Genomic DNA, 15,276 nt, shown 5'->3' on the forward strand with positions numbered 1-15,276 from the left:
TTTAAATGGAAAAAAGTCAGAAAAATTACAATGCTTGCTGAGGACTTCAGAGCTTAATGATTTCTGTTATACTATTGAATGATAATGTGGAAAAAGGAGAGATGCGCCGTGGGAAAAGTACATGTTTTTGATCACCCGCTGATTCAGCACAAACTGACATACATCCGCAATAAATCGACAGGAACCAAAGAGTTCCGTGAACTGGTGGATGAAATCGCAACGTTGATGGCCTTTGAAATCACCCGGGATCTGCCGCTGGAAGAAATCGAAGTGGAAACACCAGTGCAGCTCGCTAAGTCTAATGTTCTGGCTGGCAAGAAATTGGGCGTTGTTCCGATTCTGCGCGCTGGCATCGGCATGGTGGACGGTATCTTAAAATTGATCCCTGCTGCAAAAGTCGGGCACATCGGTCTTTACCGTGATCCAGAAACCTTGATGCCGGTCGAATATTATTTCAAAATGCCGTCGGATGTTCAGGAACGGGAATTGATTGTTGTCGATCCAATGCTTGCAACTGGAGGCTCAGCGATTGAAGCTGTCAATTCATTGAAAAAACGCGGAGCGGTGAAAATCCGGTTCATGTGCATCATTGCAGCTCCGGAAGGCGTCGAAGCTTTGCAGCAGGCGCATCCAGATGTGGACATCTACATCGCAGCGCTTGATGAAAAATTGAACGACCACGGCTATATCGTTCCAGGTCTTGGAGATGCCGGAGACAGATTGTTCGGTACAAAATAATATAGAAAAGCGACGGCACCCGTTTAGCCCCGACAAGCGCTGGAGAGCTTGAAAGTAATGGCGTCTTTTGCCATTACTGGCAAGACCGAAGCGACTCGAGGGGCTGGGTCGCCGGAGTCTGGACAAAGAAAAGCGACAACGGCCGTTCAGCTCCGGCAAGCGTAAGACGGTCCGGCAGAGTGGCGTCCTTTGCCACGGCAGCTGGACTGGCTTACGACTCGAGGAGTTGGCCCGTTGGAGTCTGGACACATAGAAAAGCGACGGCAAAGAGATGGCCCAAGGTTTATGGGCCCATCTCTTTGCGACGAAGCAGTGCAGCGATGCAACTTTTAATCCTGCAGCAGCTGGAGTTTAGAAAATGATAAAGTGAGGCTGATCCACTTGACCAAGAAATTGAAAGTCATGACGATCTTCGGTACACGTCCGGAAGCCATCAAAATGGCGCCGCTTGTACTGGAACTTCAAAAACATCCCAACACGATCGAACCGCTTGTGACAGTAACTGCCCAGCACCGTGAAATGCTTGATCAGGTACTGGAGACATTCAAGATCACACCGGATTTCGATTTGAACATTATGAAAGACCGCCAGACGCTGATCGATGTGACGACCCGTGCGCTGGAAGGCCTGGATAAAGTGATGAAGGAAGCGAAACCGGATATCGTTCTGGTGCACGGCGATACGTCGACGACTTTCGTCGCCAGCCTGGCCGCTTTCTATAACCAGATTGCGGTAGGACATGTAGAGGCAGGTCTTCGCACGCATAATAAATTCTCGCCTTATCCGGAAGAGATGAACCGGCAGTTGACCGGCGTCATCGCGGATCTGCATTTTGCGCCGACTGAAAAATCAGCGCAAAACCTGCGGACAGAGAATAAAAAGGAAGAAGCGATTTATATCACCGGCAATACGGCAATCGACGCATTGCAGACAACGGTGAAAGAAAGCTATTCACATCCAATTCTCGAGAAAATCGGTTCTGATCGCATGATCCTGCTGACGGCACACCGCCGTGAGAATCTCGGGGAACCGATGCGCAATATGTTCCGTGCGATCAAACGCCTGATCGAAGAGCATGAGGATATCCAGGTCGTCTACCCGGTGCATATGAATCCGGCAGTTCGTGAAGTGGCGGACGAAGTGCTTGGCCGTGACCCGAGAATCCATCTGATCGAACCGCTTGAAGTATTGGATTTCCATAATTTCGCGGCACGTTCCTTCATTATATTGACGGATTCCGGCGGTATTCAGGAAGAAGCGCCGTCACTGGGTAAACCGGTATTGGTGCTGCGTGACACGACTGAACGTCCGGAAGGCATCGACGCAGGCACATTGAAGCTTGCGGGGACGGATGAAGAAACGATTTATGGTTTGGCGAAAGAGCTATTGACAGATGAAGCGGCTTACAAGGCAATGGCCCATGCCTCAAATCCTTATGGTGACGGCAAGGCGTCTGCACGAATAGTGGAAGCGCTTCATGAGTATTTCAATAAGAAATAAACGATACATTTAAAAAGAAAAAGTATCCTTGATATACCGCTCAGTCCATAGGCGCGCCTGTGCTAGAGAAGTCTTTAGAGATATGGAGCAAAACAGCGAAGAGTTGACCGACGCCTGCGAGGGCAAATCTTTGCGACGAAGCAGCTCAGCGATGCAGGAGCAGTGGCTATGCCAAAGCTTAGGTAAAGTCTTCGGAGCTGTTTTGCGGAATATTGGCAACCATAGATTTTCGCTTAATTTTATTAGTTGTGAATTTTTGTCCACAATATGTCAGGTGCGATTTGCTTGTGAAGTTTTTCACTTCTATCAATTGACATGATTTTACCCCTATTGTATGCTTACAAAGGGTATGCATGAGAAGGTTTTTTTACATAATATTTTATGCTAAAAGCCTGATGCGACTGCTCTTTTTTAGGGGTAAAATGTCAAATCAACGAATTTCGAGGGGTTTATCATGCACCCAAAAAAAAGTCCCTTACAAGCGATGGCACTTTACAGCGCCATCCTCTCACAACTTGTCGGGTCCGTACTCATCGGTGCGTTCACAGGTATGTGGCTCGATCGACAGTCCGGAACCGCCCCGCTCTTTCTTATCATCTGCCTTTTCGCAGGCATTACCACAGGCGTCTGGGCAATGCTAAAGACCGTCCAAAAATTCGAATCAGGAGACAAGTGAACATGGATGGACTCAGAGAGATTTTCGCAAGACAAAAAAGGATAATTTATATTATCCTCGCTGTGTTCGTACTTGGCTGGGGATTCACCTCATACCAGGACATCTTCGCGGGTCTGATCATCGGAACTTTATTCGGCATTTATAATATGTGGATACTGGTTCGGCGGATGGACAAATTTGACCGGGCGGTGGCTGAAGGCTCGAAGGTTCGTTCCCTTGGAACGGCATTACGGTTTGCATCAGGTGTTGCAGCTGTTGCGATAGCGATATTATTCGCAGAGCACATTCACTTGGTCAGTACGGTAATTGGGTTGATGATCCCTTATGTCCTGCTTTTGGCAGAACGGATCATCTACCACGTGAAACACCATTAAGAATGTGGAAAGAGAGGTGAAACTATCGTGGATCATGGAGCTCCAATGTGGCAAGATCCGCTGTTCGGTCTGTGGTTCAACTTATCCAACGTTATGATGCTTATCGTAGCTGCGGTTGTCGTGTTCCTTATTGCGTTCATTTCGACACGGAACTTGAAACTCAAACCGAGCGGGATGCAGAACTTCATGGAATGGATCATGGATTTCGTGAAGGGCATTATCAAGAGCAATATGGACTGGAAAGACGGCGGGCGATTCCATGTACTCGGAATTACGCTGCTCATGTTCATTTTTGTCTCGAATATGCTGGGACTGCCGTTCAACATCATTATTGAAGGAGATCTTTGGTGGAAATCACCGACAGCTGATCCGACAGTAACGATGACGCTTGCAGCAACAATCATCATTTTGAGTCATTATTACGGTATTAAGCAAAAAGGTCTCAAGGGCTATGGTGCAGATTATCTGAAACCGATGCCATTCCTATTCCCGTTGAAAATCATCGAGGAATTTGCGAATACGCTGACACTTGGTCTGCGTCTTTACGGGAACATCTTTGCCGGGGAAATCCTTTTGGGCTTACTCGCAGGTTTAGGTGGAGCAAGTATTTTCGGCTTTTCAATGGCATTCCTGCCAACAATGGCATGGCAAGGGTTCTCGATCTTTATCGGTGCAATCCAAGCATTTATTTTCGTTATGTTGACGATGGTTTATATATCGCATAAAACTAGCGAAGACCATTAAGTATAAAAATGCCTTTGTCGGGCATAACACAAAAAAACAACTATCCTGAGGAGGACACATTACAATGACAGGTTCATTAGGTTTATTAGCAGCAGCAATCGCAGTAGGTTTAGCAGCACTAGGCGCAGGTATTGGTAACGGTCTTATCGTTTCAAAAACAGTTGAAGGTATCGCTCGCCAGCCAGAAGCTCGTGGCGCACTTCAAACAGTTATGTTCATCGGTGTTGCTTTGGTAGAGGCACTTCCTATCATCGCAGTAGTTATCGCGTTCATCGTTATGAACCAATAGTAGAGAAAAGCGGAAGCGCGCGTTCAGCTCTGACAGGCATAAGACAGACCAGCGAAGTGGCGATCAGCTGCGCAGCTGGGCTGGCTTATGACCCGAAGAGATGGGCCGCTGGAGTCTGGACAGCATCATAACCCAGACACGAAAGCTAAATGGCGAGAATGCTTCGGCATATTATCGCCATTTACGCTTGTATGCATCATTTTACGACTGAAAAAACATCTTAAAAGATCTTACTATAGAAGAAACGTATATTTAGGCTCTTGAAGGGAGTGAAACAATCGTGTTTTTTGATCACCTCGTACTCGGTGCAACCGGGGAATTTTTGAATGCTGGAGATATCCTATCAACATTAGTGGTGTTTATCGTATTGATGTTGCTATTGAAAAAATTCGCATGGGGACCTTTGATGGGCGTTATGCAGCAGCGTGAAGATTTGATCGTAAGTGAAATCGAAGCAGCTGAAAACAGCCGTCTTGAATCCCAAAAAATGCTTGATGAACAGCGCAGCCTTCTGAAAGAAGCGCGTACACAAGCACAGGAAATCGTAGAGAATGCCAAAAAGCAAGGCGAAGTTTCGCGTGAGGAAATTATCACGACGGCACGTGCTGAAGCTGGGCGCATGAAAGACGCAGCAGTTCTTGAAATTGCGAACGAAAGAGACAAAGCGATTTCTGCAGTACGTGAAGAAGTTGTGGCATTGTCATTGCTTGCAGCTACTAAAGTGCTTGAAAAAGAAATCTCTGAGGAAGACAACCGCCAGTTGATTAATGAAACGATTGCGAAGGCAGGCGAAGTGCAATGAGTCTAGCTGCAGAACGCTATGCATTAGCATTGTTCCAAACGGCACAGAAACATCAGGTAACCAGTGAAGTTGAACAGGATCTGCGTGAAGTGAAAAAAGTTTTCGCAGGAACTCCTGAACTTTATGAGTTGATGGTGTCACCGAAGCTATCAGCTGAAAAGAGAGTCAATCTCATCAATGAATTGTTCAAGCAAGGCAATCAATATGTGATCAACACGATCCAATTGATCGCTGAGCGCGGACGTCTGAATGAAGTTGGAAACCTGGTCGATGCTTACATCAGCCTCTCCAACGATGCACAGGGAATCCAGGATGCAAAAGTATACTCGACACGTCCATTGACGGAAGAGGAACGCGCATCAATTTCTTCTGTGTTTGCACAAAAAGTAGGGAAACAATCATTGCGAATTGAAAACATCATCGATCCATCGTTGATCGGTGGATTGCGTCTTCAAATCGGAAACCGTATTTATGACAGCAGCGTCAGCACGAAAATGGCTCGCCTGCAGCGTCAATTGATCGGTTAATTAATGAAATTATGAGAGGGTGACATACATGAGCATCAAAGCTGAAGAAATCAGCAGTCTGATCAAGCAGCAGATTGAAAATTACCAATCAGAGATGAAAGTTGACGACGTCGGTACAGTAATCACAGTTGGTGATGGTATCGCTCGCGCTCATGGCCTCGACAACATCATGGCTGGAGAACTTGTTGAGTTCTCTACTGGTGTATTGGGTATGGCACAAAACTTGGAAGCCAACAACGTTGGTATCATCATCCTTGGGCCATTCGCAGACATCAAAGAAGGCGATGAAGTGCGTCGTACAGGCCGCATTATGGAAGTACCGGTAGGAGAAGAACTTATCGGACGTGTAGTAAATCCGCTTGGACAGCCAGTTGACGGCCTAGGCCCGATCAACACAACGAAATCCCGTCCAATCGAAAGCCCTGCACAAGGGGTTATGGCACGTAAATCAGTTCATGAACCACTTCAAACTGGTATCAAAGCGATTGACGCATTAGTGCCGATCGGCCGCGGACAACGCGAATTGATCATCGGTGACCGCCAGACTGGTAAAACATCTGTAGCGATCGATACAATTTTGAACCAGGCTGACCAGGACATGATCTGTATCTATGTTGCAATCGGACAAAAAGAATCGACAGTACGTAACGTAGTTGAAACTTTCCGTAAAAATGGCGCGTTGGACTACACAATCGTCGTGACGGCATCTGCTTCTCAGCCGGCACCATTGTTGTACCTTGCACCTTACGCGGGTATCACTATGGCCGAAGAATTCATGTTCGAAGGCAAACACGTTCTTATCGTCTATGATGATTTGACAAAACAAGCATCAGCATACCGCGAACTTTCGCTATTGCTTCGTCGTCCTCCAGGCCGTGAAGCTTACCCTGGTGACGTTTTCTACTTGCACTCACGCCTTCTTGAGCGTGCAGCGAAGTTGAACGAAACTCTTGGCGCAGGTTCGATTACAGCATTGCCGTTCGTTGAAACGCAAGCTGGCGATATCTCTGCTTATATTCCAACAAACGTAATTTCGATCACTGACGGACAAATCTTCCTTCAGTCGGATCTATTCTTCTCGGGTGTACGCCCAGCGATCAACGCCGGTCTTTCTGTATCACGTGTAGGTGGTTCAGCTCAGATCAAAGCGATGAAGAAAGTTGCGGGTACGCTGCGTCTTGACCTGGCTGCATTCCGTGAACTTGAATCATTCTCCCAATTCGGTTCAGACCTTGATGCTGCGACAGCTGCTAAGCTGGAGCGCGGTAAACGGACTGTTGAAGTTCTTAAACAGGACTTGAACAACCCGATCAAAGTTGAGAAGCAAGTTGTTATCTTCTATGCATTGACTCAAGGTTTCCTTGATGACATCGCGATTAAAGATATTTCTCGTTTCGAAGCAGAACTTACAAGCTGGTTGGATTCGAACCACACAGAAATTTTGGAAACGATCCGTACAACGAAAGGTTTGCCTTCTGACGAAGCATTTGGCGCGGCAATCAATGATTTCAAACGCACATTCGCAAAATCAGAGTAAACGTTTCAGCTGGATCAGAAGAAAAAATTATAAGGTGGTGAAATACCAGTGGCATCTTTACGCGATATAAAAAACCGAATTACGTCAACAAAGAAAACAAGTCAGATTACAAGAGCCATGCAAATGGTTTCAGCTTCTAAATTGAACCGTGCTGAAATGAATGCGAAAGCGTTCGTTCCATACATGGCGAAAATTCAGGACGTCGTAGCTTCGATAGCTGCCGGATCGAATGACGCAAGCCATCCGATGATGATCACTCGTCCTGTGAAGAAAACTGCATATCTTGTAATCACATCCGACCGTGGGTTGGTTGGCGGATACAACAGTAACATTCTGCGTACTGTGAGCAACAAGATCCGTGAACGCCATGCGTCTAAAGATGAATTTGTTATCCTGTGCATTGGCCGTAAAGGTCGGGATTTCTTTGCGAAACAAGGCATGACCATCCTGGACAGTGCTATCGCACTTCCGGACCATCCTTCATTCGCGGATATCAAAGAAGTTACGCGCAAAGCTGTTGGTATGTTCTCAGAAGGTGCATATGATGAAGTTTATATGTACTATAATCACTTTGTCTCAGCAATTCAGCAGGAAGTCACTGAAACGAAGGTACTGCCATTGACGGATATCAAGCCGACCGGAGCGACTTCTACTTATGAATTCGATCCATCAGCTGGAGCGATCCTGGAAGTTCTTCTTCCACAATACGCGGAAAGCCTGATTTTTGGTGCCGTTCTTGACGGCAAAGCAAGTGAACATGCGGCTTCAATGACAGCGATGAAGAGCGCGACCGATAATGCGTCTGAATTGATCGACGGATTAACACTTTCATATAACCGTGCGCGTCAAGCTGCGATCACACAGGAAATCACTGAGATCGTCGGCGGGGCAGCGGCTTTAGAATAACGAAAAGCGACAGCGCCCGTTAAGCGCTGACAGGCATAAGACAGGACAACGAAGTGGCCTTGGCCGCGCAGTTAGGCTGGCTTATGACCCGAAGAGCGGGGCAGCGGGAGTCTAGACACACGAAAAGCGACAGCGCCCGTTAAGCTCTGACAGGTATAAGACAGGACAACGAAGTGGCCTTGGCCGCGCAGGTAGGCTGGCTTATGACCCGAAGAGCTGGGCAGCGGGAGTCTGGACACTCGAAAAGCGACAGCGCCTGTTAAGCTCTGACAGGCATAAGACAGAATAACGTAGCGGTCCTGACTGCGCAGTTAGGCTGGTTTATGACCCGAAGAGCTGGGCAGCTGGAGTCTGGACACGCGAAAAGCGACAGCGCCCGTTACGCTCTGACAGGCATAAGACAGAATAACGTAGCGGTCCTGACTGCGCAGTTAGGCTGGTTTATGACCCGAAGAGCTGGGCAGCTGGAGTCTGGACACTAACGAGAAAACAAACATTAAAGCAACGACGCCCTTTTTAGGCGTCCGCGCTTATGAATTTGATTCAATAAAAGTAAGACAGGAGGGAATTGCATGAACACAGGACACGTTCTTCAAGTTATGGGTCCGGTTGTAGACGTAAAGTTTGCTGATGGACATCTTCCAGAAATCTACAACGCCCTAACTGTAAATATTGATCGTCCCGGTCAGGCACAAGTCGTTTTGACACTTGAAGTGGCTTTGCACCTTGGCGACGATTCAGTTCGCACAATTGCGATGGAATCCACTGATGGATTGCAGCGCGGTTCAGTCGTAACCGATATGGGCAGCGCAATTACTGTTCCAGTTGGAGAAGCGACATTAGGCCGGGTATTTAACGTACTTGGTGAAGTTATCGATTTGGGTGAAGAAATCCCGGCATCAGAACGCCGCGATCCGATTCACCGTTCTGCACCAACATTCGAACATCTTTCAACAGAAGTTCAAATTCTTGAAACAGGTATCAAAGTTGTTGACTTGCTTGCCCCTTACATTAAAGGTGGTAAAATCGGTCTCTTCGGTGGTGCCGGTGTAGGTAAAACAGTTCTTATCCAGGAATTGATCAATAACATCGCTCAAGAGCACGGCGGTCTTTCAGTATTTGCCGGTGTTGGTGAGCGTACACGTGAAGGAAACGACTTATTCCACGAGATGAGCGATTCCGGCGTTATCAAGAAAACAGCAATGGTCTTCGGTCAAATGAACGAGCCGCCTGGTGCACGTATGCGTGTTGCCCTGTCCGGTTTGACAATGGCTGAATATTTCCGTGACGAACAAGGCGCGGACGTACTATTGTTCATCGATAACATTTTCCGTTTCACACAAGCAGGATCTGAGGTTTCCGCGTTACTTGGCCGTATGCCATCTGCCGTTGGTTACCAGCCGACACTTGCTACAGAAATGGGTCAATTACAGGAACGTATTACGACGACAAGCACTGGTTCTGTTACTTCAATTCAAGCGATCTATGTACCAGCCGATGACTATACGGATCCGGCTCCGGCTACAACTTTCGCCCACTTGGATGCGACAACCAACCTTGAGCGTAAACTTTCCGAGATGGGTATCTACCCTGCGGTGGATCCACTTGCTTCAACTTCACGCGCATTGTCGCCTGAAATCGTTGGAGAAGAGCATTACGCAGTGTCCCGTCAGGTTCAGGAAACGCTTCAGCGTTACCGCGAACTTCAGGATATCATTGCGATCCTTGGTATGGATGAGTTGAGCGATGAAGACAAGTTAACGGTTAACCGTGCTCGCCGCGTTCAAAACTTCCTGTCCCAGAACTTCCACGTTGCTGAGCAGTTTACAGGCCAAAAAGGTTCTTACGTACCTGTTCAGGAAACGATCAAAGGATTCCAGGAAATCCTTGCCGGTAAATACGATCACTTGCCTGAAGATGCTTTCCGTTTGGTTGGACGCATTGAAGAAGTTATCGCTAAAGCCAAAAGCATGGGCGTAGAAGTCTAAAATCAGGGACCAGGAGGGAAAAAAATGAAGACCATTACAGTCAATATTGTCACTCCCGACGGCCCGGTATACGATTCAGATGTTTCCATGGTAATTGCGGTTACAGCATCCGGTGAGATGGGCGTCCTGCCTGGACACATCCCGACAGTAGCACCTCTTGGAATCGGCGCAGTCCGGTTAAAGAAAGACAACTCGACGGAATTGGTAGCTGTAAGTGGCGGATTCCTTGAAATTCGTCCTGAAAAAGTAACAATTCTTGCTCAATCAGCAGAGCGCGCGACTGACATTGATGTTGCTCGTGCTCGTGAATCTGCCAAACGCGCAGAATCATTGCTTCAGGCGAAGAAAGATGAAGTCGACTTCAAGCGGGCTGAGCTTGCTTTGAAGCGTGCGATGAATCGTATCAACGTTTATGAGGGTAATATATAAAGAAGAAAAGCGACAGCAAGAGATTGCCCATAATCGTTTGGGCAATCTTTTGCGACGGAGCAGCGCAGCGATGCAGGAGCAGCTTTTTCCTCAGAGTTGGCAGCTGAAATCTAGACACAGTAAAAAAAGCGGGCAAAAGTGATATCAACTTTTGTCCGCTTTTTTATAACTTTATCTCCGAAGGAGTGATCGAATGGAAATCATGATAGGGCAGCAGGCATTAATATCCATCTTTAGCCATATCTTTTTTACAGGTGTCTCATTTTATGCGCTCCGGGCTGTCATGTTCGAAAAATGGATCCGTAAGCATAATGTATTACAGGCACAAATATTATATATATTCCTTAGTATCGCATTGGGTACAGCAGTTTCAACGTTCTTTTTGAATGTTTCATCATGGTCACGGCAATTGCCTTATCTCTTCTAAGAGTTGGCAATTCGGCCTGAATCTGTTTTTCAGGGGTAGGCCCAATTGCCAAATTATAGTTTTTCTACAGGAAATAAATCAAATATCTATGTTTATTCTCCTATAGAGGGGGAAAATATTCATTGTAATCAAATTGTAATATTAAATGCGTCCCGACGGACAGAAAGCGAAATGTTATGACGAACCATATGAATAGGAACATATTAGATGCTTTTAAATGATCTGCCGGATACTTGTTATTTTAATAAAATACATGTATCATAGTAAAGGTTTTGTTTTTTAAAAATAACATTGGACTTTTATATATTATTATATTGAAAACGACAGATTTTTTACAGATTATTTTATACTTGGAGGGCGTTGCAGTGGAACAGATCATCGTAAGAGGCGGCAGTAGGTTAATCGGTAAAGTGAAAGTGGAAGGTGCCAAGAATGCAGTTCTTCCTGTCCTGGCGGGAGCTTTACTTGCTGGTTCAGGAAAAAGCATCATCAAAGAAGTTCCGCATTTGGCGGATGTGTATACGATTCAGGAAGTGTTGAAAAGCCTGAATGTAAACATCGAATACTTCCCGGAAAAGAACGAAATGCATATCGATTCTTCACAAACTTTATCAAGTGAAGCTCAATTTGAATATGTAAGAAAAATGAGAGCTTCGATTCTGGTTATGGGACCGCTTCTTGCTCGAAATGGATTTGCTCGTGTGGCGCTTCCAGGAGGCTGTGCAATCGGCTCGCGTCCAATCGAACTTCACTTAAAAGGTTTTGAGGCGATGGGCGCGAAAATTACGTTCGGCAACGGTTTTGTAGAAGCGGATGTAAATGGAAGATTACGCGGAGCACGAATCTACTTGGATTTCCCAAGTGTCGGAGCTACTGAAAATATCATGACCGCTGCATCGCTTGCAGAAGGTGTGACGATTATCGAAAACGCAGCGAAAGAGCCTGAGATTGTTGATTTGGCTACTTTCATCAACGAAATGGGCGGCAAAGTCTATGGTGCAGGTACCGATACGATCCGTATCGAAGGCGTTGAAGCATTACAGGGTGCAGAGCATTATATCATTCCTGACCGTGTAGAAGCCGGAACTTTCATGGTGGCAGCAGCCATCACTGAAGGCGATGTCACGATTGAAAATGCAGTTCCTGAACATATGGCAGCATTGATCTCAAAACTTGGCGAAATGGGTGTACGCGTAGATGAAACACCTGAAGGCCTTCGTGTCCGGGCAACTCGTCCGCTTCGTTCGATCGACATCAAGACGATGCCGCATCCTGGATTCCCGACGGATATGCAGTCTCAGATGATGTCATTGATGCTTACTGCCAAAGGCAACGGCATCCTGACTGAAACGGTATTTGAGAACCGCTTTATGCACGTGGAAGAATTCCGCCGCATGAACGCTTCAGTGAAGATTGAAGGACGCTCTGTTATTATGGAAGGGCCTTCGAAATTACAGGGGGCGGAAGTGTCGGCTACGGATTTGCGTGCGGCAGCTGCCCTGATATTGGCAGGCCTTGCTGCTGAAGGAATTACCCGTGTCAATGAATTGCAGCATTTGGATCGCGGATACGTAAATTTCCATGGAAAATTGGCGGCCCTCGGTGCAGATATCGAACGCGTCAACACAGAAAATTCAACTGTCACGGAAGAACAGACGGTCTGATACTTTCATTCATAATCATATCCGAACCCGCTGGCAAAATTGCCGGCGGGTTTTTATATGGAATAAATGAAAAATTTCCCGGGAAATAATCAGATGATGTGCTACATGGTGAAGGACGATATTTTCTTATTACTACTGCTTTTCTAAAATAACAAATATTTTTAGAAATATTATGCAGGAGGGAGAGGCTTTGTGATAAAATACTCAGTTAGGAGAGTCTTTACAGAGAGAAATATAATAAGTAGTACTTTTACCGGAAGGGGAAGCAGGTATGTTGTTTTCAAAAGATATAGGAATTGATTTAGGGACGGCGAACGTTCTTATCTATGTTAAAGGGAAAGGCGTAATACTTAATGAGCCCTCAGTCGTTGCGCTGGACCGAAAAACGCATCAGGTGATAGCTGTCGGAGCAGAAGCGAGAAAGATGATCGGCCGGACGCCAGAGAATATCATCGCTGTGAGGCCTTTAAAAGAAGGTGTGATTGCAGATTTTGACGTAACGGAAATCATGCTCAAGTATTTCATCGATCAGTTGAAGGTGAGAGGCTTCATGAACAAACCGCGCATCCTTATTTGCTGTCCGACAAATGTTACGAGTGTTGAACAGAAAGCGATCCGCGAAGCGGCTGAAAAATCAGGAGGCAAAAAAGTCTATCTTGAAGAAGAGCCCAAAGTTGCAGCGATTGGTGCCGGTATGGATATCTATCAGCCATCGGGCAATATGATTGTGGATGTCGGCGGCGGGACTACTGATGTGGCAGTATTATCGATGGGCGATATCGTAACGAGTGAGTCGATTAAAGTCGCAGGTGATGTGTTCGATAATGACATTCTTCAATACGTGAAGAAGCAATATAAATTACTGATCGGTGAACGCACAGCCGAGAATATCAAGATTGAAATCGGAACTGTCTTTAAAGGCAGCCGTAAAGAAGAGATGCAAATCCGCGGACGTGATATGGTTTCAGGTTTGCCGCGGGTCCTCACCATCCATTCGGAGGAAATCGAACTGGCTTTACGTGAATCTGTGAATCTGATCGTAGCATCGGCTAAAAATGTTCTCGAGAAAACGCCGCCTGAGTTGTCTGCGGACATTATCGACAGAGGCGTCATCCTGACTGGCGGCGGTGCCATGCTGCACGGCATCGATCAATTATTGGCCGAAGAATTGAAAGTTCCTGTTTTCATTTCTGAAGATCCGATGAACTGTGTTGCGAACGGTACAGGAATCATGCTTGCTTCCCTTTCCCGGAAATCAAAACCTTAAATAGAACAATCTCAATTATATATGCAGAAACCACGAATTTTTAGTATAATGGCAACATGTGAACGTAACTTGTTTAAGGCAGTTCAGAATTGTGGATGCTAAGACTTAAGGCATTGAGTCAGCATCATTGGAAAGGTTGACGACGTAAATGACAGAGCCGACTAAAAAAGTTTCTTCCCGCAAAGAACATAAAAAGGGAGATGCGAATGACGGGAAAAAACAGAAAAAAACATGGTGGGTGCAGATTCGCTTATTCCCCATCTGGCTGCGCATCATATTGGTCCTTGTTTTAATCGTTTTGGCAGCGGCTCTGGGGGCGATGGTCGGTTACGGGGTAATCGGAGACGGAGAACCAAGAGATGTACTGAAATGGGAGACATGGCAACATATTATTGATATCATTAGCGGTAAGAAATAACAGGGATACTTTTTGTATCCATTTCATAATAGGGGGTTGGCATCTTGTTGACGACAGAACAGATCAAAGCGATCCTGCCGCACCGTTATCCATTTTTGATGGTGGATCGGATGTTGGAGCTGGAACCCGGAAAAAGGGCAGTTGGCCTGAAAAATGTATCGGCAAACGAGGAATTCTTCAATGGCCATTTTCCAGGTTATCCTGTAATGCCCGGTGTGCTGATAGTGGAAGCTCTGGCACAGGTCGGTGCTACTGCAGTCCTGAAGATGGAAGGCAACGAAGGGCGCCTCGCATTCTTTACCGGCATTGATAATTGCCGTTTCAAACGGCAGGTGGTTCCAGGAGACCAGCTAAGGCTGGAAGTGGAACTTACGAAACTGAGAGGACCAATGGGCAAAGGCCATGCCATTGCGACAGTGGATGGGGAAATCGCTTGTGAATGCGACATCCTTTTCGCATTGGGGCCGGTCGCATCTACTGAAGGATAACAGCAGCTGCACAGGGAGCAATAAAACCAAAAAATTAAACGATAATTCCTGCGATTAGTTTTTTGATCGAATATGGGGGGCATCTTATGTATAAGACATTACCGACTTCAGTAAAAAGCAGTATAACCCGCTCGATTTCCAAACAGTTCGAGCAGTATATGGCAGGGATTGAATGGAAAGAAGAACGCTTTGATATTGAAAACTTCCTGAAGGTATGGAGAAGATACATACTCGAAAATGCAAAATGGTACGATGAACTTTCAGATGAAGTAAAATCGAGCAGTGAGTTCCATGCAGATCTGGCGGAGAAGATGAATCAGACAATCTCAAAAATGCTGTCGGAGCCGCCATCAGCTGAGCAAGTTGAAAAGCTGGAAGCACTCCAAAAAGAAAAAAATATTGCTGAAGATTATTCGTGCAAAGCAGAAGCGGCATATATCCTGAACAAATGGAATAAATAGATTGAAAAAGACTTGATGAGGAAAAGATCCCTCATCAAGTC

The 15,276-nt window shown here is 46.2% G+C and carries 18 protein-coding genes; all 18 read left to right on the forward strand.

Annotated features, from left to right (window positions below; all coding sequences use genetic code 11):
- Positions 1-108 precede the first annotated feature (108 nt).
- The 18 genes from upp to IQ294_RS01170 all read left to right on the forward strand — a co-directional run bounded on the left by upp (position 109) and on the right by IQ294_RS01170 (position 15,235).
- A complete protein-coding gene (gene upp / locus IQ294_RS01085) occupies positions 109-738 on the forward strand; it encodes a uracil phosphoribosyltransferase (RefSeq protein ID WP_203332171.1) in 630 nt (209 codons plus the stop codon).
- A gap of 381 nt (positions 739-1,119) precedes the next feature.
- On the forward strand, positions 1,120-2,238 hold the full coding sequence (gene wecB, locus IQ294_RS01090; protein ID WP_203332172.1) for a non-hydrolyzing UDP-N-acetylglucosamine 2-epimerase: 1,119 nt from the start codon (positions 1,120-1,122) through the stop codon (positions 2,236-2,238).
- A 454-nt stretch (positions 2,239-2,692) separates the two neighbouring features.
- A complete protein-coding gene (locus IQ294_RS01095; RefSeq protein ID WP_203332173.1) occupies positions 2,693-2,914 on the forward strand; it encodes an AtpZ/AtpI family protein in 222 nt (73 codons plus the stop codon).
- Between the two features lie 2 nt (positions 2,915-2,916).
- Positions 2,917-3,288 (forward strand): ATP synthase subunit I, encoded by a 372-nt coding sequence (locus IQ294_RS01100; protein WP_203332174.1) that lies wholly within the window; start codon positions 2,917-2,919, stop codon positions 3,286-3,288.
- A gap of 27 nt (positions 3,289-3,315) precedes the next feature.
- Positions 3,316-4,032: a F0F1 ATP synthase subunit A gene (gene atpB, locus IQ294_RS01105; RefSeq protein ID WP_203332175.1), complete on the forward strand. Its 717-nt coding sequence runs from the start codon at positions 3,316-3,318 to the stop codon at positions 4,030-4,032.
- Positions 4,033-4,096: 64 nt separating this feature from the next.
- Positions 4,097-4,321: a F0F1 ATP synthase subunit C gene (gene atpE, locus IQ294_RS01110; protein WP_203332176.1), complete on the forward strand. Its 225-nt coding sequence runs from the start codon at positions 4,097-4,099 to the stop codon at positions 4,319-4,321.
- Between the two features lie 280 nt (positions 4,322-4,601).
- On the forward strand, positions 4,602-5,123 hold the full coding sequence (atpF, locus tag IQ294_RS01115; protein ID WP_203332177.1) for a F0F1 ATP synthase subunit B: 522 nt from the start codon (positions 4,602-4,604) through the stop codon (positions 5,121-5,123).
- Positions 5,120-5,650 carry a F0F1 ATP synthase subunit delta gene (locus tag IQ294_RS01120; RefSeq protein ID WP_203332178.1) on the forward strand — a complete coding sequence of 177 codons (531 nt, stop codon included), beginning with the start codon at positions 5,120-5,122 and terminating at the stop codon, positions 5,648-5,650. Before atpF ends, IQ294_RS01120 begins: the two co-directional genes overlap by 4 nt.
- A gap of 28 nt (positions 5,651-5,678) precedes the next feature.
- On the forward strand, positions 5,679-7,187 hold the full coding sequence (gene atpA / locus IQ294_RS01125) for a F0F1 ATP synthase subunit alpha (RefSeq protein WP_203332179.1): 1,509 nt from the start codon (positions 5,679-5,681) through the stop codon (positions 7,185-7,187).
- 48 nt (positions 7,188-7,235) lie between these two features.
- Entirely contained in the window at positions 7,236-8,093 is an 858-nt protein-coding gene (gene atpG / locus IQ294_RS01130; protein ID WP_203332180.1) for an ATP synthase F1 subunit gamma, read from the forward strand.
- A 572-nt stretch (positions 8,094-8,665) separates the two neighbouring features.
- Positions 8,666-10,081, forward strand: coding sequence for a F0F1 ATP synthase subunit beta (gene atpD, locus IQ294_RS01135; protein WP_203332181.1), 1,416 nt, complete (start codon positions 8,666-8,668; stop codon positions 10,079-10,081).
- A 24-nt stretch (positions 10,082-10,105) separates the two neighbouring features.
- Positions 10,106-10,510 (forward strand): F0F1 ATP synthase subunit epsilon, encoded by a 405-nt coding sequence (locus IQ294_RS01140; RefSeq protein ID WP_203332182.1) that lies wholly within the window; start codon positions 10,106-10,108, stop codon positions 10,508-10,510.
- Positions 10,511-10,703: 193 nt separating this feature from the next.
- Positions 10,704-10,937, forward strand: a complete 234-nt coding sequence (locus IQ294_RS01145; protein ID WP_203332183.1) for a DUF1146 family protein — start codon at positions 10,704-10,706, stop codon at positions 10,935-10,937.
- A gap of 365 nt (positions 10,938-11,302) precedes the next feature.
- On the forward strand, positions 11,303-12,601 hold the full coding sequence (gene murA / locus IQ294_RS01150; protein WP_203332184.1) for a UDP-N-acetylglucosamine 1-carboxyvinyltransferase: 1,299 nt from the start codon (positions 11,303-11,305) through the stop codon (positions 12,599-12,601).
- Positions 12,602-12,875: 274 nt separating this feature from the next.
- Entirely contained in the window at positions 12,876-13,868 is a 993-nt protein-coding gene (locus IQ294_RS01155) for a rod shape-determining protein (RefSeq protein WP_284699715.1), read from the forward strand.
- A 148-nt stretch (positions 13,869-14,016) separates the two neighbouring features.
- The gene (locus IQ294_RS01160; RefSeq protein ID WP_203332186.1) at positions 14,017-14,286 is read left to right on the forward strand and encodes a DNA-directed RNA polymerase subunit beta; all 270 of its coding nucleotides are present in this window, start codon (positions 14,017-14,019) and stop codon (positions 14,284-14,286) included.
- Positions 14,287-14,330: 44 nt separating this feature from the next.
- The gene (gene fabZ / locus IQ294_RS01165; RefSeq protein WP_203332187.1) at positions 14,331-14,774 is read left to right on the forward strand and encodes a 3-hydroxyacyl-ACP dehydratase FabZ; all 444 of its coding nucleotides are present in this window, start codon (positions 14,331-14,333) and stop codon (positions 14,772-14,774) included.
- Between the two features lie 86 nt (positions 14,775-14,860).
- Positions 14,861-15,235, forward strand: coding sequence for a hypothetical protein (locus IQ294_RS01170; protein WP_203332188.1), 375 nt, complete (start codon positions 14,861-14,863; stop codon positions 15,233-15,235).
- Positions 15,236-15,276: the final 41 nt, after the last annotated feature.

It is taken from the genome of Planococcus beigongshangi, assembly GCF_016820495.1.
Taxonomy (GTDB): domain Bacteria; phylum Bacillota; class Bacilli; order Bacillales_A; family Planococcaceae; genus Planococcus; species Planococcus beigongshangi.

Bases quoted from the DNA above. Each gene is read 5' to 3' on its own strand.
- IQ294_RS01095 (WP_203332173.1), top strand. From the start codon at position 2,693: ATGCACCCAAAAAAAAGTCCCTTACAAGCGATGGCACTTTACAGCGCC.
- IQ294_RS01100 (WP_203332174.1), top strand. From the start codon at position 2,917: ATGGATGGACTCAGAGAGATTTTCGCAAGACAAAAAAGGATAATTTAT.
- atpE (WP_203332176.1), top strand. From the start codon at position 4,097: ATGACAGGTTCATTAGGTTTATTAGCAGCAGCAATCGCAGTAGGTTTA.
- IQ294_RS01120 (WP_203332178.1), top strand. From the start codon at position 5,120: ATGAGTCTAGCTGCAGAACGCTATGCATTAGCATTGTTCCAAACGGCA.
- atpA (WP_203332179.1), top strand. From the start codon at position 5,679: ATGAGCATCAAAGCTGAAGAAATCAGCAGTCTGATCAAGCAGCAGATT.
- atpD (WP_203332181.1), top strand. From the start codon at position 8,666: ATGAACACAGGACACGTTCTTCAAGTTATGGGTCCGGTTGTAGACGTA.
- IQ294_RS01140 (WP_203332182.1), top strand. From the start codon at position 10,106: ATGAAGACCATTACAGTCAATATTGTCACTCCCGACGGCCCGGTATAC.
- IQ294_RS01145 (WP_203332183.1), top strand. From the start codon at position 10,704: ATGGAAATCATGATAGGGCAGCAGGCATTAATATCCATCTTTAGCCAT.
- IQ294_RS01160 (WP_203332186.1), top strand. From the start codon at position 14,017: ATGACAGAGCCGACTAAAAAAGTTTCTTCCCGCAAAGAACATAAAAAG.
- IQ294_RS01170 (WP_203332188.1), top strand. From the start codon at position 14,861: ATGTATAAGACATTACCGACTTCAGTAAAAAGCAGTATAACCCGCTCG.